19 protein-coding genes are annotated in these 22,391 nt (G+C 30.9%); 12 read left to right on the top strand and 7 right to left on the bottom strand.

What is annotated here, in order from left to right:
• Positions 1–218: 218 nt before the first annotated feature.
• The 3 genes from ACO5J6_RS03235 to ACO5J6_RS03225 all read right to left on the bottom strand — a co-directional run bounded on the left by ACO5J6_RS03235 (position 219) and on the right by ACO5J6_RS03225 (position 3,581).
• Positions 219–1,034: an esterase/lipase family protein gene (locus tag ACO5J6_RS03235; RefSeq protein WP_485642048.1), complete on the bottom strand. Its 816-nt coding sequence runs from the start codon at positions 1,032–1,034 to the stop codon at positions 219–221.
• Between the two features lie 52 nt (positions 1,035–1,086).
• Positions 1,087–1,857 carry a type III pantothenate kinase gene (locus ACO5J6_RS03230; RefSeq protein ID WP_485642046.1) on the bottom strand — a complete coding sequence of 257 codons (771 nt, stop codon included), beginning with the start codon at positions 1,855–1,857 and terminating at the stop codon, positions 1,087–1,089.
• An 86-nt stretch (positions 1,858–1,943) separates the two neighbouring features.
• A complete protein-coding gene (locus ACO5J6_RS03225; RefSeq protein WP_485642044.1) occupies positions 1,944–3,581 on the bottom strand; it encodes an OPT/YSL family transporter in 1,638 nt (545 codons plus the stop codon).
• Positions 3,582–4,097: 516 nt separating this feature from the next.
• On the opposite strand from ACO5J6_RS03225, the gene pflB reads away from it, so the two are divergent.
• Positions 4,098–6,329, top strand: coding sequence for a formate C-acetyltransferase (pflB, locus tag ACO5J6_RS03220; protein ID WP_485642042.1), 2,232 nt, complete (start codon positions 4,098–4,100; stop codon positions 6,327–6,329).
• Between the two features lie 110 nt (positions 6,330–6,439).
• Entirely contained in the window at positions 6,440–7,165 is a 726-nt protein-coding gene (pflA, locus tag ACO5J6_RS03215) for a pyruvate formate-lyase-activating protein (protein ID WP_485642041.1), read from the top strand.
• 58 nt (positions 7,166–7,223) lie between these two features.
• On the opposite strand, the gene ACO5J6_RS03210 is transcribed toward pflA, so the two are convergent.
• The 4 genes from ACO5J6_RS03210 to uvrB all read right to left on the bottom strand — a co-directional run bounded on the left by ACO5J6_RS03210 (position 7,224) and on the right by uvrB (position 11,634).
• Positions 7,224–7,709: a deoxycytidylate deaminase gene (locus tag ACO5J6_RS03210; RefSeq protein WP_485642039.1), complete on the bottom strand. Its 486-nt coding sequence runs from the start codon at positions 7,707–7,709 to the stop codon at positions 7,224–7,226.
• A gap of 80 nt (positions 7,710–7,789) precedes the next feature.
• Positions 7,790–9,130 (bottom strand): exodeoxyribonuclease VII large subunit, encoded by a 1,341-nt coding sequence (xseA, locus tag ACO5J6_RS03205; protein WP_485642038.1) that lies wholly within the window; start codon positions 9,128–9,130, stop codon positions 7,790–7,792.
• Positions 9,131–9,175: 45 nt separating this feature from the next.
• Positions 9,176–9,526, bottom strand: a complete 351-nt coding sequence (locus ACO5J6_RS03200) for an arsenate reductase family protein (RefSeq protein WP_485642036.1) — start codon at positions 9,524–9,526, stop codon at positions 9,176–9,178.
• Positions 9,527–9,660: 134 nt separating this feature from the next.
• Positions 9,661–11,634 carry an excinuclease ABC subunit UvrB gene (gene uvrB, locus ACO5J6_RS03195; RefSeq protein ID WP_485642035.1) on the bottom strand — a complete coding sequence of 658 codons (1,974 nt, stop codon included), beginning with the start codon at positions 11,632–11,634 and terminating at the stop codon, positions 9,661–9,663.
• 120 nt (positions 11,635–11,754) lie between these two features.
• On the opposite strand from uvrB, the gene ACO5J6_RS03190 reads away from it, so the two are divergent.
• From ACO5J6_RS03190 to ACO5J6_RS03145, 10 genes are all read left to right on the top strand, one after another.
• Positions 11,755–12,618 (top strand): patatin-like phospholipase family protein, encoded by an 864-nt coding sequence (locus ACO5J6_RS03190; protein ID WP_485642033.1) that lies wholly within the window; start codon positions 11,755–11,757, stop codon positions 12,616–12,618.
• A gap of 156 nt (positions 12,619–12,774) precedes the next feature.
• Positions 12,775–14,496 (top strand): alcohol acetyltransferase, encoded by a 1,722-nt coding sequence (locus ACO5J6_RS03185; protein WP_485642032.1) that lies wholly within the window; start codon positions 12,775–12,777, stop codon positions 14,494–14,496.
• 486 nt (positions 14,497–14,982) lie between these two features.
• Positions 14,983–15,672, top strand: coding sequence for a DUF6320 domain-containing protein (locus tag ACO5J6_RS03180; protein WP_485642030.1), 690 nt, complete (start codon positions 14,983–14,985; stop codon positions 15,670–15,672).
• A 110-nt stretch (positions 15,673–15,782) separates the two neighbouring features.
• Positions 15,783–16,673 (top strand): LysR family transcriptional regulator, encoded by an 891-nt coding sequence (locus tag ACO5J6_RS03175; protein ID WP_485642028.1) that lies wholly within the window; start codon positions 15,783–15,785, stop codon positions 16,671–16,673.
• Between the two features lie 13 nt (positions 16,674–16,686).
• Positions 16,687–17,271 (top strand): D-sedoheptulose 7-phosphate isomerase, encoded by a 585-nt coding sequence (gene gmhA, locus ACO5J6_RS03170; RefSeq protein WP_485642026.1) that lies wholly within the window; start codon positions 16,687–16,689, stop codon positions 17,269–17,271.
• Positions 17,272–17,903: 632 nt separating this feature from the next.
• Positions 17,904–19,277 carry an FAD-dependent oxidoreductase gene (locus tag ACO5J6_RS03165; RefSeq protein ID WP_485642024.1) on the top strand — a complete coding sequence of 458 codons (1,374 nt, stop codon included), beginning with the start codon at positions 17,904–17,906 and terminating at the stop codon, positions 19,275–19,277.
• Positions 19,278–19,675: 398 nt separating this feature from the next.
• Positions 19,676–20,500 (top strand): amino acid decarboxylase, encoded by an 825-nt coding sequence (locus tag ACO5J6_RS03160; protein WP_485642022.1) that lies wholly within the window; start codon positions 19,676–19,678, stop codon positions 20,498–20,500.
• A 198-nt stretch (positions 20,501–20,698) separates the two neighbouring features.
• A complete protein-coding gene (locus ACO5J6_RS03155) occupies positions 20,699–20,974 on the top strand; it encodes a hypothetical protein (protein ID WP_485642020.1) in 276 nt (91 codons plus the stop codon).
• 89 nt (positions 20,975–21,063) lie between these two features.
• Positions 21,064–21,495: a flagellar biosynthesis protein FliQ gene (locus ACO5J6_RS03150; protein WP_485642018.1), complete on the top strand. Its 432-nt coding sequence runs from the start codon at positions 21,064–21,066 to the stop codon at positions 21,493–21,495.
• 171 nt (positions 21,496–21,666) lie between these two features.
• Positions 21,667–22,391 (top strand): DUF6683 family protein (locus ACO5J6_RS03145; RefSeq protein WP_485642016.1); only part of this gene is annotated, 725 nt, incomplete at its 3' end.

Below are 22,391 nucleotides of genomic sequence, written 5' to 3'. Positions count from 1 at the left end.
CTGTCTCATAAGGTAAATAAAATTACTAAATCATAAATTTTATATATTTTATTATTTATATAAAACCAATAAAAATAATGTATTTTGATTTTTAAAAATATATAATATTTATATTAATAAAATTATTTTTGACTTATGAAACACCCTCTTTTTGTTTCAATATATTTTAAAATAATTCCTGAACCTGTTTTGAGCTTAAATATAGGAATTGTTTTTTATTAATTTCCAAGATATTTTATAATCTCGTCAATAGTTCTTTTATCTTTTAAAATACTCGTATGAGTGGCATTTTCGATTACCCTGTATTTACAGTTATTCAGTCTTGAAGTTTTAAAAGGAACCATACCGTCATCCACTCCCGGAATTATGAGAGAATAGAGAAAGTTACTTGATTTGTTTCCAATCATTACATAGCACGGATAGTCAGGCTCTCCCAATGAGTTTATAAAACTGTTATCGGAAGTTTTTAACTGTGCAACGGACTCTCCTAAAGTGCTTTTTAGAGCGTCAGCCACAGGATTATCCGATAATTCGCTTCCATGAGCAGGAGGAGAGAGAAAGATCACTTTTCCCGAATTATCCAATTTATGAGTTTTCAGATAATATCTCAAAATTCCTGTCCCCATAGAATGAGTAATAAAATTTATTTTTATTTCAGGCAGTCCTTTTTTCTTTCTTTCGATATTTGACTTCTTTACTGTCTGTGATATAAATTCGATATTCGGAATAATATATTTTTCGGAAAGTTTTTCAATAGTTCCGTCAGTAGTAGGATACTGGATATTTATACCTGAATATCCTCTATTTTCCAGCTCTTTGGCAATAGGTTCCAAAGTCTCGGATTTTCCGTATACTCCGTGGAAAATAACAATAAAATCTTTATTACCGTCAAAAGTACCGAACTTTTTTACAGTATAGGGATGATATAAAAGCATTTTAGTTATTTTCAATCCTATGAAAGTTACTATTACCAAAATGATAACAGTAAAGAAAAACTTAAACAGAAATTTTAAAAAATTTATTTTCGTTTCCATTTCTTATCCTTTATCAGTTAAATTTTAAATCAGATTTTACAAATAAAATCAGTTATTTTTTATGAAGTTTATAAAACTCGAACATCCCTATTTCTCCAAGTTGAGGAATATACTCATCAACAGGATAAATATATTCGGATATTTTTTTGCCTTGTCCTCCCGTGGAAATTATATAAGCTGCGGGCATTTCTTTTTTATATTGGAAAATAAGCTCTTTTACGGCTCCAACATTTCCATAAAATATTCCGGCATTAATCTGTGTTACCGTATCAGTACCGAAAACGGTATCGGGTTTAGTAAATTTAATTTTAGGCAGTTTAGCCGTATTATTGAATAAGGTGTCTATGGACAGCTCAATTCCCGGAAGTATGCAGCCTCCGATATAAGTGGAGTTTTTTATAACATCAAAAGTAGTGGCTGTGCCGAAATCAATAATTAACAGCTCCTTTTCAGGGAAAAGCTTTTTCGCAGCGAGAATATCGGCTATCCTGTCTGCTCCGAGTCCCCTTTCCATTCCGTCGAGTAACTTAATCTCATCATTTACCGTATCAAGGGAAATAAACTTGGGCTGAACATTGAAATAGCTCTGTCCCAGATATTCAAAAAGCTCATTAATATGCGGAACTACTGAAGAAACTACTATATCTTCAACTTCATAAATATTAATGTTATTATTTTCTGCCAAAGTTTTCAACGTGGCAAATAAAGTGTCTTCCGTAAAGGACAAACTTGTCGGAATACGAAAAGAAGCCTTGATATTGCCGTCATAACTGTAAAAAACAGGTACAATGTGTGTGTTTCCTACATCAAATCCTAAAATCATATTATTAATAAGATTGTTTTCAGATATTTCCGAAATAATCTTTATCCTCCTTATTTAGTTATTTTTAAAATATTATAACATACAAATTATATAAATAACTTAATGTATGCGAGTATTGATAAAATAACTCCTACAATAGCTTCTCCCGACATAAGTCCGTTTGAAAAAAGAAGCATATTTGAAGAAAATTTTTCGGATATACGTGATGATATAAGGCTTATCAGTCCTCCTGCAAATACCGGCAATGTAAGATAAAAAGGAAGATAAATCCCTATTCCGAAAGTCAGTACAGGTATATTCAGCATATTCAGGATAAATCCGATACCAAGTCCTGTCCAGAATATATTTATAAAAGGTATCCCTTTTATTATTGATGCTACGATAGAAGCCTGTAATACTATGAGTTCGGAATTTTCTTTAGGTCCTATATTTTTATATACGTCAAAAAATATAAAAAACAGAAAAGTTACGACAAAGGAACTTACAACCGCACCAATCAGTTCTCCGATAAACTGCTCCACAGGACTGACTTTCATTCTGAAACCTGATTTAAAGTCATTTAATATATCTCCTGCAAGACCGCAGGCGACAGCGACTATACATGCAAGCAGAAACAGCACGAGGAGATTGATGTTAGTGGAAAATTTTATTCCTCCTATATCAAGTCCATTCAACATTACATTGAAAAAGGAAATTATCAGAATGGATATAATTGCATAAATTTCCATTGGATTGATCCCTGTTTTTCCTGTTGTATATCCTGCGATAACAGTACATAAAATACATATTAGTATCAATATAAGTGATAAAAATAGGGGTAGTTTATAAATATAGGAAATCAGAACAATGCTTATTACCGAAAAAATTCCAAGTATAACTTTTATATTTGTTCCGTCATTTCTACGTTTTTTATATTTATTAGCTTTTGTTGTGGAAAGCACTATTTTCAATATAACCGAAGCACCTATCCCGATAACAAATCCCATACCGAAACTATTTTTCATAATATCAAAATCTTTTAAGTTGTAATAAACTGAAAGAGGCTTTGCAATCAGATAAGTAACAGCTCCGCCTAAAAACCATATGAAAGTATTCATAAATCCTAAAATATATCCAATCCCTAAAAGAAGCGGAGAAACATAGAAGCTGAACAGACCGTTTTTTATGGAATATATTGTAGGTATAAAAGGAGCTTTTCCTTTTCTGAAACTGTAATCTCTAAGAACTGCCACAATCGTGCTGAAAAGCATTCCTAAAGTTACAATTTTCATATTTTTTTTGTTTTTTTCTGATTTTACAAGATTATAGGCTGCTTCTCCTATAGGAAATTCAAGCTTGTCCTCTTCGATAAGTTTTTTCCTGAAAATAAAAGAGAGAACGGCACCTAAAACACTCCCTATAAGTACGGTAATCAGGAACAAGACTTTGTTGATATTATTAAGGTTTCCTCCTAAAAGTAAATAGCCGGGAACTGTAAAAGCTACACCTCCTGCAACCATTGAGCCTGCACTCATAATAGTATGAGTAACGGTGATTTCTCCCGAATCTTTTCTGCCAAAAATGCCCAATGTCGATATTGATATCAATGTAACCATTATCGTCGGCCACGGTAATGCACCGAATTTTAAAACGACGTAAAAAGAACTTGCTGCAACTAATATTGTGCCGACAGTTCCTATGAAAATTGAAAAAGGAGTCAAGTTTCCTCCAAGATTTTTTGCCATATTTATCCTTTCATTTTCTAATTTTATATATATAATAAATTTATATATATAGCTATAATTTATATTTTATATACTAAAAAATACTCTGAAATATAAAAAATAAGTTTAAACAATTTAAGTATGAAAAAAATATATAATAAAAATTTTACATTTTTTTATGTTATTTGTCAATCAGATTTATTATATAATAGATAAAATTATATATAGAATACAAAAGAAAAAAATCACGTAATATACTATAAACATTTTATATTTATATCTAAGCTAAAAATAATGATAAAAAATTATTATAACTATAAAAAATAACAATTATTATTAGTTTTAATTCCTGAAAATATTGAAATAAAAGAAGTTTTGAGAAAGTATATTGAAGTAAAAATTGAAAAAATGAGAAAAAAGTAACAATTTTAAAAAAACCTTTGATTTTCTTGACAAAATGAGTTATAATAAAAATGTAAATAGAAAAATAAAAATAAATAAAAAGTTATGTTTTAAAGAAAGGAAGTGTTCAAGGCTATGGACGCATGGAGAGATTTCAAAGGAGGTAACTGGACTGAGAAAATAGACGTTACCGACTTTATAAAACAAAATTATACGGAATATCTGGGAGATGAAAGCTTTCTTGAAGGACCTACGGAAGCTACTGTAGAATTGTGGAACTCACTTAAGGAAAAGTTCAAAATTGAAAGAGAAAGAGGAATTTATGATGCAGAAACTAAAATTCCTTCACAGATTGACGCCTATGGAGCGGGTTATATCAATAAAGACCTTGAAAAAATAGTAGGGCTTCAAACTGACGCTCCTTTAAAAAGAGCTATTTTCCCTAATGGCGGACTGAGAATGGTAAAAAACAGCTTGGAAGCATTCGGATATAAGTTGGATCCTGCAACAGAGGAAATTTACACAAGATACAGAAAAACTCATAATGACGGAGTATTTTCAGCTTATACGGACAGTATAAAAAAAGCAAGACATACAGGGATAATAACAGGGCTTCCTGACGCCTACGGTAGAGGAAGAATTATCGGAGATTACAGAAGAGTTGCCCTTTATGGTTTGGACAGACTTATTGCTGAAAGGGAACAGCTTTTCAAAAACGATGATCCTGCAGAAATGACAGAGGATATTATAAGACAGAGAGAAGAAATATTTGAACAGGTTAAAGCATTAAAAGCATTGAAAAGAATGGCGGAAGCATATGGTTATGATATTTCAAGACCTGCCGAAACTGCACAGGAAGCAATCCAGTGGACTTACTTTGCATATCTTGCAGCTACTAAAGACCAAAATGGTGCTGCAATGAGTATAGGAAGAGTTTCTACATTCCTTGACATATATATCGAAAGAGATTTGAAAGAAGGAATAATAACTGAAAAAGAAGCTCAGGAATTTATGGACCATTTTGTTATGAAACTGAGATTGATAAGATTTTTAAGAACTCCTGAATATGATGCACTGTTCTCGGGAGACCCTGTATGGGTTACTGAATCAATCGGAGGAATGGGACTTGACGGAAGATCCCTTGTAACAAAAAACAGTTTCAGAATTTTACACACATTATACAATATGGGTACATCTCCTGAACCTAACTTGACAGTTTTATGGAGTGAAAGTCTCCCTGAAACTTGGAAAAAATACTGTGCGAAAGTTTCCATAGATACTTCCTCGGTTCAATATGAAAATGATGATATTATGAGACCTCAATTCGGAGATAATTACGGAATAGCATGCTGTGTTTCTCCTATGACGATAGGACAGCAAATGCAGTTCTTCGGAGCAAGGGTAAATTTACCTAAAGCATTGCTTTATGCTATAAATGGCGGAAAAGACGAGAAATCAAAAATGCAGGTTACTCCTGAAGGAAAATTCCCTAAAATCGAAGGAGATTATCTTGAATATGATGAAGTCTGGGAAAAATTTGATAAACTGTTAGACTGGTTGGCTGAAACTTATGTCAAAGCATTGAATATTATCCACTATATGCACGACAAATATTCTTATGAAGCATTGGAAATGGCTTTACACGATGTGGACATAAGAAGAACTGAAGCTTTTGGAATAGCAGGATTGTCAATAATAGCGGATTCATTGGCAGCAATTAAATACGGAAAAGTAAAAATAGTAAGAGATGAGGACGGAGACGCCGTTGACTATATAAATGAAAAAGATTACGTTCCTTTCGGAAATAATGACGATAAAACTGATGAATTGGCAGTAAAAGTTGTAAAAGTATTTATGGATAAAATAAGAAGTCATAAAATGTACAGAAACGCAACTCCTACTCAATCAGTGCTGACTATAACTTCAAATGTCGTATACGGTAAAAAAACAGGAAATACGCCTGACGGAAGAAGAGCGGGAGCACCTTTCGGACCGGGAGCAAATCCAATGCACGGAAGAGATACGAGAGGAGCTGTAGCATCCCTTGCTTCAGTTGCTAAATTGCCTTTTGAAGATGCAAATGACGGAATTTCCTATACATTTGCAATAACGCCTGAAACATTGGGTAAAAATGAATTGGAGAAAAAAGGCAATCTTGTAGGATTACTTGACGGATACTTTAATCAAACAGGACATCACCTGAATGTAAACGTATTCGGAAGGGAACTCCTTGAAGACGCAATGGAACATCCTGAAAATTATCCTCAACTTACAATAAGAGTTTCTGGATATGCTGTAAACTTTGTCAAGTTGACGAAAGAACAGCAGCTGGATGTTATAAACAGAACAATATCAAATAAATTCTAATAGCTGTAATTTTAAATATATTGTTACAAGTTTTTGCCGCTTGACTGTTCTGATAGTGCATGTTGAGCGGCATTATTTACTATAAAATTTAAGAATAGGGTGTAGTGATTATGATAGGGTATATACATTCTTTTGAATCTTTCGGTACAAAGGACGGACCGGGAATAAGATTTGTCCTATTTTTACAAGGGTGTCCGCTTCGATGTTTATATTGTCATAATGTTGATACATGGAACGTGAAAGATAAAAAATATATGATGACACCCGAGGAAGTAATGAAAGAAGTCCTGAAAGTAAAAGGATTTATTAGAACAGGAGGAATTACTGTTTCAGGAGGGGAACCTTTAATCCAGCCTGAATTTGTAATGGAATTATTTCAGTTGTGCAAAAAAGAGGGTATACATACGGCTGTGGATACATCGGGATATATGTTTAATGATAAAGTAAAAGAAGTCTTGAAATGGACGGATTTAGTCCTGCTGGATATAAAACATATCAATCCGAATAAATATAAAAAACTGACATCGGTCAGTCTGGAGCATACTTTACAGTTTGCACAGTATCTGTCGGATATAAATAAAACTGTCTGGGTGAGATATGTCTTAGTGCCGGGATATTCAGATGATGAAGAAGATTTACACGAATGGGCAAAATTTGTTTCTCAATTTAAAAATATTGTCAGAGTGGATATTCTTCCTTTTCATCAAATGGGTGCATATAAATGGAAAGAAGTAGGAAAAGAGTATAAACTTGCCGAGGTCAAAACTCCGTCAAGGGAAGAAATCAAAAAAGTGGAAGAAATTTTTAAATCTTACGGATTAAATGTCGGGATTTAATCAACAATATCAAGTTAAATTTATATAATTTCCTGAGTTTAAAAAATTTGGGAGAAATTTAATCTTCAAATTTTAAAAGAATTTCTTTTTTATCCATTTTTAAATGTTGCATTTCCACTTTGGCATTTTCAAATATTATTTGAGAGGCTTTTGTAGAATCAAGTGATTTATGTTTGTCAGAAAAATAAATCACTTTTTTTATTCCCGACTGAACAATGGCTTTTGCACATTCATTACACGGAAAATGGGTTACATAAAGAATACAGTTTTTAAGAGATTTTATACTGTTAAGAATGGCATTCAGCTCGGCATGGACAACATAAGGATATTTTGTATTGAGAAAATCTCCTTCTTTATCCCAAGGCATATTGTCGTCGGAACTTCCTATTGGGAAACCGTTGTAACCGATACCTATTATTTTTTTATCTTCATCGATAATACATGCCCCTACTTGAGTAGACGGGTCTTTGCTTCTCATTCCTGATAAAAATGCTATACCCATAAAATATTCATCCCATGAGAGATAATTTTTTCTTTTAGTCATTTTATTCTCCTTTCCTTGATATTCATTTTTTGCAGCGTATCATTTTTCTAATAAAATCTTTAATGGTATTTATTCGCAAACTACTTAATGGAGCTTTTTACTTTCATATCTGAAAATTGTGTTTCAATAATATCCGATTTGCTCAACTCTATTCCTCTCGTTATTACTTTTCCATTTTTTCTTGTTATGGTATATCCCTGTTTCAGTATATCGGACGTGGAATATTTGGATAATTTCGCAGATTTTAATTGAAGTTCGTTTTTCAGTTCTTTTAATATTTCCTTTATTCTGATATTCAATTTTTTTTCGAGAGAGCCGATATAGATTTTTTTTTCGTCCAGCAATGATTTCAGGTTTATTTTTTCAAATCTTTTTTTTCTGTATTCAAACTGTTCTCCCGCTCTTTCGGTAATCCTTTTGAGTGCTTTTGTAATTCTTTGTTCTTTTTCGATCAGCTGAAATTTCTTTTCATTTAAAATGCTTATGTAATTTTTAATGTAATAATTGTTCTTTCTTTGTTTCAGTTCTTTTTTCATAAAAGTTACTTTGTTCAGTAATAATCTGTTTACAGCGTTTTTTTTGACTGTCAGATTATTTATCAGTTCCTCTTTTACAGGAATTAATATTTCAGCAGCCTGAGTAGGAGTAGCAGCTCTTCTATCTGCAACCAGATCTGACAGTAAATTATCAATTTCATGTCCAACTGCTGATATTACAGGGATTTCTGATTTGAAAATAGCTTCAATTACAGGCTCTTCGTTAAAAGACCATAAATCTTCTATACTTCCTCCGCCCCGTCCTACAATGAGGACATCTGTACAGAGCTGTTCCTCATTTTTCATTTTATTGAAAAATTCTATTCCTGAAGCAACCTCTGTGGCAGAGCCTTCTCCCTGAACTTTTGCGGGATAAAGGTAAATATTTATATTTTTAAATCTTTTATGGGCAGTATTTATTATATCTCTTATAGCCGCTCCTGTTTCAGCGGTTACTACTCCAATATTTACCGGGAGTAAAGGAAGTGGCTTTTTATTAGCGTCATCAAAATAGCCTTTTTCAAGATACATTTTTTTCAGCATTTCCAGTTTTTCAAACAATGACCCTAATTTATTGGTTTTTTCAAGGGTTTCGGCAATTATCTGATAAGAGCCGCTTGCTTCATACACAGTAGCACTGCCCATTATTTTTACGTGGTCTCCCTCTTTCAGGTCTGTAGGAATGTTTTTGTAAATATACTTAAATATCGCACATTTTACACTTGCCTTATCGTCTTTCAATGTAAAATAAAGATGTCCCGAACGATAGTATGTAATATTTGACAATTCACCCTGAATGTATATATTTTTAAAAGTGGAAGTCCCTTCAAGAAATTGTTTTACAGCTCTGTTTACTTCACTGACTGAAAATATAGTCTGTTCCATTTTCTTTCCTCTTTTTATGATTTTTTTATTTGATTTTTCTGTTCTTTATAACAGTTTTTCTTTGTATTCTTCTTCTTTAAAACCGATTAATACAAATGCCCTGTTTACTAAGACAGGTCTTTTTAAAAGCATACCGTCGGAGGCAAGTAGCTCAAGTTTTTCCTTTTCGGTCATATCTTTCAGCTTATCTTTTAAATTCAGCTCTTTATAAACTCTTCCGCTTGTATTAAACAGTTTTTGAATGGGAAGTCCACTTTTTCTGTAAATGTCTTCTATTTCTTTTGTAGTGAGTTTAGCGTCCACTATATGTCTTTTTTCATAACCTATTTTGTTTGTATCAAGCCATTTCAATGCTTTTTTGCATGTGCTGCACGTCGGATAATAATATATTCTCATTTATTCTGCTCCTTAAATATTTTTGTTTTATGTTTCTTATTTTTTGTTTTTTCTGAAGATAAAAAAATCAAACTATAAAGGGAATATTTTTATTCAAATTATTTTTCTTTTATCTTTTAATAACCATTTTTTGATTATAATTCCAATATCAGTTTTTTCAGTTCATTCATTTTATCACGGAGTTTTATGGCTTCTTCAAAATTAAGCTCTTCAGCCATTTTCCTGATTTCTTTATCCAGTCTTTTAATCTCTTTTTCAATTTCAGCCTGATTTTTATAGTCTTTTTTGATTTTATCCACACTGTCTTCTTTTATAATTTCATAATCTACGATAGATTCGGCTATTTCCCTTTCGATAGATTTAGGATTGATATTATTGTCTATATTGTACTGCTCCTGAACTTTACGACGACGATCGACTTCGTCAATAGCTTCTTTCATAGAGCCTGTAACAGTATCGGCATAAAGAATGACGTGTCCTTCTACATTTCTTGCGGCTCTTCCCATTGTCTGGATCAGTGAACGTCTTGAACGTAAATATCCTTCTTTATCGGCTTCAAGGATTGCCACGAGCGAAACTTCGGGAATGTCCAAACCTTCTCTCAGTAAGTTTATTCCGACTAATACGTCAAATTCTCCTTTTCTTAGTCCTCTTATTATTTCAGTTCTTTCAAGCGTATCAATGTCCGAGTGCATATATTTTACCTTTATTCCATATTCCAAATAATAGTCTGTCAGCTCTTCAGCCATTTTTTTCGTAAGGGTGGTAACTAAGATCCTTTCTTTTTTTGCAGTCCTTATTTTTATTTCGTCCATTAAGTCGTCAATCTGATTTTTTGTAGGTCTGATTTCAATGCTTGGCTCTACAATGCCTGTAGGTCTTACAAGCTGTTCGATTATTTCATCTTTTGAATGTTCCAGTTCATAATCGCTGGGAGTGGCGGAAATATAGACCACTTGAGGTACTTTGGCAAAAAATTCTTCAAATTTTAAAGGTCTGTTATCAAAAGCACTTGGCAATCTGAAACCGTTATTCACAAGGGATTCTTTTCTTGCCCTGTCTCCTTTGTACATTCCGTTTATTTGGGGAACTGATATGTGTGATTCGTCAAGAAAGACTACCATATCATCAGGAAAGTAATCGAGAAGCGTGTCGGGAGCTTCTCCCTCCGATTTTCCCGTCAAGTATCGGGAATAATTTTCTACACCTTTACAATATCCGATTTCTGCTATCATTTCAAGGTCATAATCAGTTCGCTGCTTAATTCTCTGAGCTTCGAGAAGCTTGTTCTGTTTTTCAAAAAAATTTATTCTGTCGTGTAATTCCGATTTTATACTTTCAAACATTTTTTCAGAATCTTCGGTGGATAAATAGTGAGTGGCAGGCATTATTGTCAGTCTTTTTATTTCTCTTATTTTCTGTCCTGTGAGAGTGTTGATTTCAGCAATGCTTTCCAAATCATCTCCGAAAAATTCAAATCTGTACCCTGTATCCTGATAGCTTGGGTGCAAGTCGAGAACATCGCCTTTCACTCTGAATTTTCCCCTTTCAAAGGCTATATCGTTTCTTTCGTATCTGAGGGAAATGAGCCTCCTTATAAGTTCGTTTCTGTCAAAACCTGTGGACACATCGATAGGAATGGAACGCTTTTTATATGCCTCGGGAGACCCCAGACCGTATATGGCTGAAACCGATGCAACTATTATGACGTCGCGACGATTTAAAAGGGCTGCTGTTGCCGCATGACGCAGTTTGTCTATTTCATCATTTATAGAAGAATCTTTTTCTATATAAGTATCAGTTTGCATTATGTACGCTTCGGGCTGGTAGTAGTCATAGTAGGAAACAAAGTATTCTACAGCATTTTCAGGGAAAAACTGCTTGTACTCGTTATACAGCTGGGCAGCCAGTGTCTTATTGGGAGCCATTATTAATGCAGGTCTGTTTATCCTTTCTATTACGTTTGCCACGGTAAAAGTTTTTCCTGACCCCGTTACTCCGAGAAGTATCTGGTCAGTAATTCCGTTTTCAATATTTTCCACAATTTTATCTATTGCCTGAGGCTGGTCGCCTGTAGGCTGAAATTTTGAGTGTATTTTAAAATCCATATTCTTTTTTCCTTTTAAAAAAATTTCCCCTCCGTTTCTTATAATTATAGCAAAAAAGCTGTGAAAATTCCACAAAAAGTGATATAATAAGGCTATAATTTTGGAAAAGAGGAAACTAATATGAAAGAAATAAAAAATGAAAAAATCGGATTAGTTCTCGAAGGTGGAGGATTAAGAGGGATTTTTACAGCAGGGGTACTGGATTTTTTCCTTGAAAAAAATATAGAATTTGACGGCTGTATAGGAGTATCTGCGGGAGCCTGCCACGCGTGCAGCTATTTGTGCAAACAGCATAAAAGGGCATATAACGTATCAGTGGATTATCTGGATGATAAAAGATATTGCAGCTTTTACAGTTTGATTAAGACAGGGGATTTATTCGGGGTGGATTTTGTTTACGGAGAAATTCCTGATGTGCTGAACCCTATTGATAATGAAACTTATCTCAAAGGAAATACTGAATTTCAAGCGGTTATAACTAATTGTCGGACAGGAGAAGCCGAATATCCCTATGTCAAAGATATGAAAAAAGATGTAGATTATGTGAGGGCTTCGAGTTCATTGCCTTTTCTTTCGAGAATGGTAAAGATTGACGGGGAACTTTATCTTGACGGGGGTATATCGGACGCTATACCTATAAAAAAGTCCATAGAAAACGGTAATACGAAAAATATTATAATAATGACAAGGGATAAAAATTATCGTAAAAAACAGAGTAATCTGGGGAAAATTTCGGCAATAAGATATAAAAAATATCCTAAACTTGTAGAACTTATGAATACAAGATTTTCAAGGTATAATGAAACTCTTGAGTACATATATGAGCAGGAAAAAAAGGGGAATGTATTTATTATTCAGCCTGAAAAACCTTTAAATCTCGGAAGAATAGAAAAAAACAGGGAAAAACTGACCAATGTCTATAATGAGGGTCATAAGGAAGCTAAAAAAAGATATGAAGCAATGATAAAATATCTTTCAGAATAGAAAAATCTGAAATTATTTTGAAATTTGGAATATTCTTAGAAAAATAAGATATAATTAATTTAGAAAAATTTTCCATATCGGCATAATAGAGAAAATCGGAACAATTTGAAAAAATAAAATATCCTCAAATTATTTAAGTATTAGAGATTTCAGGATATGAAAAAAGGAACAGAAATGAAAACACAGAAAATTCAGAAAAAATGGTATAAACTTGACGCTTTTGCGAAAACTTATTCATCAATAATAAGCGAGGGAAGGACAACTTGTTTTCGGTTGTCCGTTTTGCTGTCCGAAGAAATAGATGTCGGACTGCTCAAAAAAGCGGCTCTGATTTTGCAGGAAAAGTACCCTTTTTATAATTCCGAGCTGAAAAAAGGAATTTTTTGGAATTATTTACAGCATAAAAAGGAGAATTTTCAAGTAGAGCCTGAAAACACTTATCCGTGTACAGATATAAAAAAGAAAAATCCTTTGAGAATAATTTATTACAGAAAAAAAATATCTGTGGAAATTGCCCATTTTCTCACTGACGGAGTAGGAGCGGCAGAATTTTTAAAGGACTTGACTGAAAAATATCTAAATTTAAAATATTTCAGTGATAATGATGATAATAAAGATGATGATTTTTTAAAAAATAATAGTAATAATGCTAATAATGATAAAGATAATAATGATTTTACAAAAGTTCCAAAAGACAGTGAAAACAATAACAATAAAAATAATAATAGAGACAGTTTTTTAGAAAATAATAGCAATAATACTAATAATGATAAAGATAATAATGATTTTACAAAAGTTCCAAAAGACAGTGAAAACAATAACAATAAAAATAATAATAGAGACAGTTTTTTAGAAAGTAATAGTAATAATGCTAATAATGATAAAGATAATAATGATTTTTCAAAAGTTCCAAAAGACAGTGAAAATAATAATAGTAAAAGTAATAATAGAGACAGTTTTTTAGAAAATAATAAAAATAACATAGATAATAATAAAGATAGCGATGATTTTTTATTAGATAATAAAAATAATACAGATGATATAGATAAGAATAATAAGTCCGTAAAATCGGAAGAAAATATAATAAATTCCGAAAATGTGGATTATGTAGATTTATATAGTAAATATATGAGAAAAGTAAATAAAGAAAAAACTATAAAATCGGCATTCCATTTACCGATAAAAATATTGGAAAAAGGTCAGTATCATATAACGACGGGAGAAATAGCTTTAGAGAGTATAAAAAAAGAAAGCGAGAAATATAATACAACTGTAGGGAAGTATCTTCTGGCAGTATATTTTAAGGTTCTCCTTGATAAATATCCGAATATAAGAAAACAGATTGTAATAGGAGTTCCTGTGGATTTGAGGAAAATATTTTCAGAAAAGACTTACAGAAATTTTTTTATAAATATAACTCCGAGTATCGACCCCAGTTTAGGCAGTTACAGCCTTGAAGAGATTATTGAATATCTGAAAAATTATTTTAAAATGAAAGTAACAAAGAAAGAATTTTATAAAAGTATTTATAAAGCTATAAATCCTATGAGAAATATTTTTGTAAAGTCAATTCCTTACTTCATAAAAAGGATTTTTTATCCTTTTGTATTTGACTATTATGGCGAAAAAGGCTATACTACAGGCTTTTCAAATCTCGGAATTTTGAAAATGGACGAAAAATATTTTCAATATATAAAAGGATACAGATTTTTACCGCCTCCAAGTAAAAGATGTAAAATAAAAATAGGAATTATAAGTAATGATGAAAAAGTCTATCTGACATTCGGAAATCTGACTACAAATCATGAAATAGAAAGAGATTACTTTATTTACTTGAGAAAAAGAGGAATAAGGGCTAAAATATCCGTGAATTACTAAATAGAAAATAAAATAATTGAGCAAAAATCAGGAAAAATAAAATTAATATAAATGGAATTAATATAATTAAATAACGAAATAAAATGAAATAAAAAATCAGAATAAAAAAAACAGAATAATAAATTAATTAATTAAAAATAGATATAAGTTAAGATACGATAATAATCAAAAAATTAAGAATAAAAAAAATCAAAATAATAAACTAATTAACCAAAAATAGATCCAAAATAAGATACGATAATAATTATAAAAATAAGAATAAACGAAAAATCAAAATAATAAACTAATTAACTAAAAATAGATCGAAAATAAGATACGATAATAATTATAAAAATAAGAATGAACAAAAAATCAGAATAATAAACTAATTAATCAAAAATAGATCCGAAATAAGATATTATAATAATTAGAAAATGTAAGAATAAATAGAAAATATGATTAAAAAAGTAATTGAGATAAACAAAAAATCTAAAAAGGAGCGACAGTATGTATTGCGTAAAATGCGGAGCCGAGCTGGACGATTATCATGAAAAATGTCCGCTTTGTGAAACTCCCGTCATAAAAATGGAAAATAACGAAAATGAAAATATAGTCTATGACCCCGAATATCCCATAATTAATATAAATCTATATGAATTGAAAATAAAAAAAGTGAAAAAAGCAGTATTTCTATCTTTTTTTACAATATCAATAATATCAATACTTGAAGTGTTTTTTCAAAATATGATTATATACGGACATATGAAGTGGGGATATTATGCCATTCCCTCTATTTTGATTTTTGACCTGATGTTATTCGTATTGCTTAATTTTCATACAATGAGACAGAACCTTTTTCTTATATTTATAGGATTGACAGTCTATTTCCTTATATTGGACTATGGAAATAAGGAACTTACATGGAGCTTGAGAACAGGTATCCCCATTGTAGGAGCATATTATTTTGTAGCCTTTGTTTTTTCATTTGTTTGGGATAAACATAAAAAAGACAGAATAAAAATTATGAATTTTTTCTTATTCTTTGTAGGAGTATTTTTACTTATACTGGAATTTATAATAAGCCGCAGGCTGTCATGGTCGATTTGGGCTTCGGTACCTTTATTTGTTCTGAATGTGATGCTCAGATATACGTATAAGGCATACAAGCATGAATTTAAAAAGAGATTGCACTTATAAATCGGAACAATTATATCAAGGATAAACAAAACTTCTTTTTAAAATATACTGGACAAATGATTATGAATGTTATATAATACTATAAATATAATATATGATTGGAGAAGTAAATGGATATACATCATTTAAAAATATTTTTTGAGGCATGTAATGAAAAGAGTTTTACAAAAGCTGCAAAAAAATTGTACATAAGCCAATCGGCAGTATCCATACAGATAAAGAAGCTCGAATACACTTTGGGACTACAGCTGATTGAAAGAAATTCAAAAAACTTTAAATTGACCTTTGCAGGGAAAGAGCTTTTCAAAATGTCTCGGGATGTTTTTGAAAAAATTTCAAGAATGGAAAATGAAATGAAGAAAATCCTGCAATATAAAAAAGGGAAAATTTCTATAGGAGCTACTCATAATATAGGAGAACCTGTCTTGCCGGGAATAATGATAGAATTTTCAAAAAATAATCCCGAAATAGAATTTGACCTTTACATAAAAAACAAGGAATCCCTTGTGAAACATCTGAAAGAGGGAACTGTAGATGTGGCATTAATGGAGGAATATTTTATAGAAGATAAGGAAATAAAAGTAATAGAAACTGAAGAGTATCCTTTTGTAGTAGTGGCAGGGAATGAAATCAGGAATTATGAAGAATTAATGGATATTCCTTTATTGAAAAGGGATACAATGCTTACAAATAAATACTTGGATTTATTTGAAAAGATAATAGGGTTTAATCTGGATAAGAGAATATCCATAAACGGAAGTATTGAAACAATGAAAAATCTTATAAAAAATGGTTTGGGATTTGCAATACTCCCTTATTACAGTGTATATGAGGAAATAAGAAAAGGAACTCTCAAAGTAATTCACAGCTTTGATAAATCCGAAGATAAGTTTCAGATAGTATTTATAAGGGAAAATGAAGACAAAGAGGGAATTACGAAGTTTGTGGAATTTTTAGAAAATTATAAAATAAACAGAGAAATGTTCACAGAAAAAAAATAGTGAGGTGATAGTCTTGTTGAAAAATCATATTAAAAATTCATATTTTACCGCATATGAAACAGTAAAAAATTTTGTTGAAAATGATGAAAATATTGAAAAAACTGTAAAGATTTCGGAAGAACTGGCAGAAGCATACAGAAATGGAAATAAATCACTGATAGCAGGTAATGGAGGGAGCAACTGTGATGCAATGCATTTTGCTGAAGAGTTTACAGGTCGTTTCAGAAAAGACAGAAAGGCACTGCCTTCTTTAAGTATAAGCGATTCTTCGCACATTACCTGTGTGGGGAATGATTTCGGATTTGACTTTATATTTGCCAAAGGAGTGGAAGCTTTCGGGCAGAAAGGAGATTTTTTCTTCGGAATATCCACTTCGGGAAACTCAAGAAATATTATAGAAGCAGTCAAATCAGCTAAGGAAAGAGGACTTAAAACCGTAGGTCTGTTAGGAAAAGACGGCGGAAAAATGAAAGGTATGTGCGACTACGAATTTATCATTCCGGGAGAAACTTCCGACAGAATACAGGAAGTGCATATGATGATTTTACACATAATTATTGAGGGAGTGGAAAGAATTTTGTTCCCTGAAAATTATTAGTAACAATTAAGGCAGGTAATAATAAAGAAAATAATAATAAAATATATTATGACAAATAAATAATTTTATTAGCTATAAAATCATTATATAAGAATTAGGACTCTAATTTTAGATATAAAATACAATGTATTTCTAATTTATAAAAATATTATACAAAAATTAGAACTGTTTTTCTTTTGAAACAGTTCTTTTTTGTAAATAAGAATTTATACAACTAACTGCTTTAAAATAAAAATAGGAAATTATAGATGTTTTATGTTCGTAATAAGTTATTAGTTCGATATTATGGCAGTTTTACTATAAAATAATTTATAAAAATTGTATGTACAAAACAATAAAAATATGATACAATAAATTATACGAAAATATAAATTCAAAATGGTAAATTCATAATGATGAATTTATATCAGGGAATTCAAAATAGTAAATTTACTTATAATGACGAGGTCATCTCATAATTTAGAAATAAACTCTCTAACATAAAATCATGTATTTAAAGAATTTAAAAATACCATTTTCATTGATTTTATAAAAATAACAGAATATATATATAACTTATAATTAAGATATTTTTTCTACCTTATGAGACAAGCCCATAAAGATTTTGTAAAAAAATAAATGAGGAGGATAAAATGAAAAAATATGATGCCATAATAATTGGATTTGGAAAAGGCGGAAAAACTTTGGCAGGATTTCTGGCAGGAAAAGGTCAGAATGTAGCATTAATCGAAAAATCCGATAAAATGTACGGAGGTACATGTATAAATATAGGCTGCATTCCGTCAAAAAAACTTGTGAACAGTACAAAAGTTCTAAAAGATAAAGGATTGAGCAGTTTTGAAGATAGAAAAAAATTCTATACCGAAAGTATTGACAATAAAAATACTCTGATAGGAGCTTTGAGAGGAAAAAACTACGAAATGCTTGCTACAAAAGATACAATTACAGTATATGACGGAGTCGGAAGTTTTGTTTCAAAAAACATTGTCAATATTGAGAATAATGGTCATAATGAACAGATAGAGGGAGAGAAAATATTTATAAATACAGGGTCGACTACTATAATTCCTGATATAAAAGGATTGAAGGAAAGCAGATACGTATATACAAGTACATCAATTATGGAATTAAAAGAGTTGCCCAAAAAACTTGCTGTAATAGGAGCAGGATATATAGGACTTGAGTTTGCTTCAATGTATTCCGAATTCGGCTCCGAAGTTACAGTTATCGATACGGCTGAAAAACTGCTGTCGAAAGAAGATGAAGAAATTGCCCAAAGAGTGAAAACAATACTTGAGGCAAAAGGGATAAAATTTTTATTGAAATCAAAAATAGATGAAGTGTCCGACAGAGATAACCGAGGATACATAAAAGTCTTGGGAGAAGAAGGAGCAGCTGAAATAGAAGCCGATGCTATTCTCGTGGCAATAGGAAGAAAACCGAATACAGAGGGACTGAACCTCGAAGCGGCAGGAGTACGGACAGACGAGAGAGGAGCAGTTATAGTTGACGATAAACTCAAAACTACGGCGGACAATATATGGGCAATGGGAGATGTAAAAGGAGGATTGCAGTTTACATATATTTCCCTTGATGATTTCAGAATAATCAGGGATAATGTTTACGGAAATGGAAACAGAACCGTAAACGACAGAAATGTGATACCTTACAGCGTATTTATAAATCCGCCATTATCAAGGGTAGGAATGACTGAAAGCGAAGCTGTTGCCAAAGGATATGAAGTAAAAACAGGAAAAATTGAAGCAATGGCAATCCCGAAAGCAAAAATAGAAGGTGTAACGGACGGACTGCTAAAAACGGTGATAGACGCAAAAACAGATAAAATACTGGGCTGTACATTGTTATGCAACACTTCCCATGAGATGATAAACGTTGTGGCTGCGGCAATGAAAGCTGAACAGAAATATACATTCCTGAAAGATATGATATTTACACATCCTACAATGAGTGAAGCATTAAATGATCTGTTTGGCAGTGTGAAATAGTATTTGAAAAATAATATCAAAATAGAAATCATATAAAAATCGTAAAATAAAAACCATAAAATGAAAAGCACTTTTTTAGAAAGTGCTTTTTTTATTATTATTGAATAAAAATGAAAATGACGGTATAATACAAAAAATTTTAAATAAAAAATTTGTAAAAATGAAAAACTCTCATTTTATTTTAATCTAATTCATGTATTATAAAAACATATTCGAAATTTCGAAAATCGAAACAAAGGGAACTAAAAAAATCTAAATATTTCGCTATCTTATTCTTAGTAATAGAGAAAAAATCATATCATAGACTTTCAAAAGTAAATGTTTTCATTATCTAATTATTATTAATAAGGGAGAAAATATATGGTGAAAAAATAATAAATTAAAAAGGAGGAAGCTATATGCTGAAAATTAATAAATTAGGAGGATTTCTGATTTTTATGCTTCTGGGAATTGTATTCATTTCCTGCGGAAAACCAAAAGACATAATAGACAAGGGGTATATATTAAAAGTGGGTGTATCCGATGAGATTGATAAGGAATTTGCTGGAAAAATGGAGCATTCTCCCACTTATACTGTCTTCGAAGCAACTGAATATAAGGACAGTAATATTATGGTGCAGAATCTCAAAAATGGAACAGTTAAAGCAATTCTTTCGCCTATGCTGTCGTTAGGAAATTCTGATTACGGCTATTATCCTGTCTATGTGGATAACAAAAATTATGAAACTGTATATCTCATATACAGAAAGGATATTCCCGATTTTTTGAAAAACAGCTTTGAAAAAGGGGACAGCTTCATGCTAAAGGCTATGGAAAAATATTCTAAAGAAAAATATAAAGACAGATTTTCATTTTTTAGTAATATCGAAGATTTTGAGAAAAAAATAATGGCTAATGAATGGACACTTGTAAATATTGCAGGGCTTGAACTTAAAAACAGTAAAATTTCAATAAAACTTGATAAAGGAAATGTTGTCATAATAGGAAAAAATGGAAAAAAATATTCGGGAAAATATTTCTTAAAAAATCACAGGATTTCTTTTGAAATAGATAATTTGAACAATCTGCTGAAAAAAGAGAGTGAACTGAGCGACAGTGATAAAGATTTTTTATATGATTTAAGTAATGCTGATGTAATAACGCTTATGGATAACGAGCAGACTCTCTATATCGGAGTTCCTGAGAGTAATCTTGTATTTAAAAAAGTATCAAAAAATAAATAGAAAATAAAAAGCTCTAATGTTTCTTTAATCTAATTGGTGTACTATTAAATTCTAAAGTAAAAATAACCTGTCTAATAATATTTATTTTTAAACTATATCATCGGCAAAGGTTCGTTCTAAATGCCTTTCTGTCAGGAATAAATATACAGTTTTTAGACAGGTTTAATAAAATTAGAAAAAATTTCAGGAGAAGAAATTATGAAAGTTAAGCAAATAAAAAAAATATTTTTAATAGTAATAGTAGCATTAAGTTTTGGAATTTCAAATCAGGCTTATGGTTTTTTTATTGATTATAATGCACAATGGATGGCTAATCAAGGACTCGAAAATGCAAGAGAACAGGAAAAAAGGAATAGAGAAAGATATGAGGAAATGTATGGAGAAAGCGAATCTAATAATTTTATGTTTTTATTATCTTCAATTATATTTCTCGCAGCCGGGTTTTATATCTATGAAAAGAAAAGAAAAAAGTAAAGTAAAAATTATCATTTTATTTTAATCAGAATTATATATCATAAAATTGAAAAATAACTGATTAATTAATGTATGATTTAGGAGGAAAAATGAAAAAAATATTTTTTGGAAGCCTGTATTTTATTCATCTGCTCTGTTTTAATATTCTAGTACTATTTTTTCTGGCTGTATTAGAAGTATCAGTTTTAAGTAATTTGAAAATGATTGGAGGTATATACTCGGAAAATCTTATATTAATTTTGCTTAATATATTTTTATCATATTTTTATGCAAAAGCAGGAATAGGAAAAAAGGCTTTGATAATTTTAACAATAATTGGTGTAATATTAAAAATACTAATATCTTTAATATCGTATAAATATTTAGTTTCATCAGCAGGAGGTGAAGAATTTTTACCAACTTATTATGCTTATTTTTCCATAGGTTTATTGGATGTAATATTTCTTGTGGGCCTTGGTGTAAATTTATTGATAGGAAAGAGAAAACTATTTGATAAAAATTCAAAAAATAAAAAATTCTAATGTTCCTTTAATCTAATTAGTGTACTATTAAATTGTAAAGTAAAAATAACCTGTCTAATAATATTTATTTTTATCGGCAAAGGTTCGTTCTAAAAGCCCTTCTGTCAGAAATAAATATAAAGTTTTTAAACAGGTTTAATAAAAAAAATAAAAATTTTAGGAGGAGAAATTATGAGAGTAAATTTAAAAAAATTATTTGTTGCGGCAGTTATTGGAGCGGGAGTATTTGTATCACAGCCTGCACAGGCATTTTATTATGATACGTCAGACATTTTTAACTATACAAACAATGTGATAAATACTACAAGACATTATTTACTTAGTAGACAAACAATAAAGCATATTGGAAAAGGAGATTATTCTTCAAAGAAAAAATCAAATTCTAAAAAAACAACTACAAAAACAACGGGAAGTTCAGCAACTTCAACTACAGCCCCAAAAACAACAAAAGCAAATATTACTTTTAAATCGGACGGAAATACAAGAGGACTTGATTATTTTGTTAATAACTATCCGTCAAAACAGAGAGGGGAAGCAAGAACATATCTGAAAAAAATTCAGGATTCTTTCCCGCAGGTAGCACGTTCAGTAGGAATGCCTACAAATGATTTGTCGACAGGAATGGCAGCTGCAATAGCAGGAGCATATATGGCATATAACAATGTAAGTCTGAATGATGATTATATGAAACCTATGCAAAATCAGTTAAAAACAGTGCTTCAAGGTGTAGATGACTTTGATAAAATGAGTGACAGTGATAAAAAATATATATATGACCAAATGGTAATAATAGGAATGACTTTAACCTTAAATCAGTACCAAAATCAGCAAAATCCAAATTCAAAAGTTACCGCTCAGTTAAGAAATGCAGGTAAACAGGTGCTTGAGGGACTTCT

The sequence above is a fragment of the Pseudoleptotrichia sp. genome (assembly GCF_057270515.1).
The sequence above is the reverse complement of the archived record's forward strand: the minus strand, read 5'-3'. Positions and strand labels throughout refer to the sequence as shown.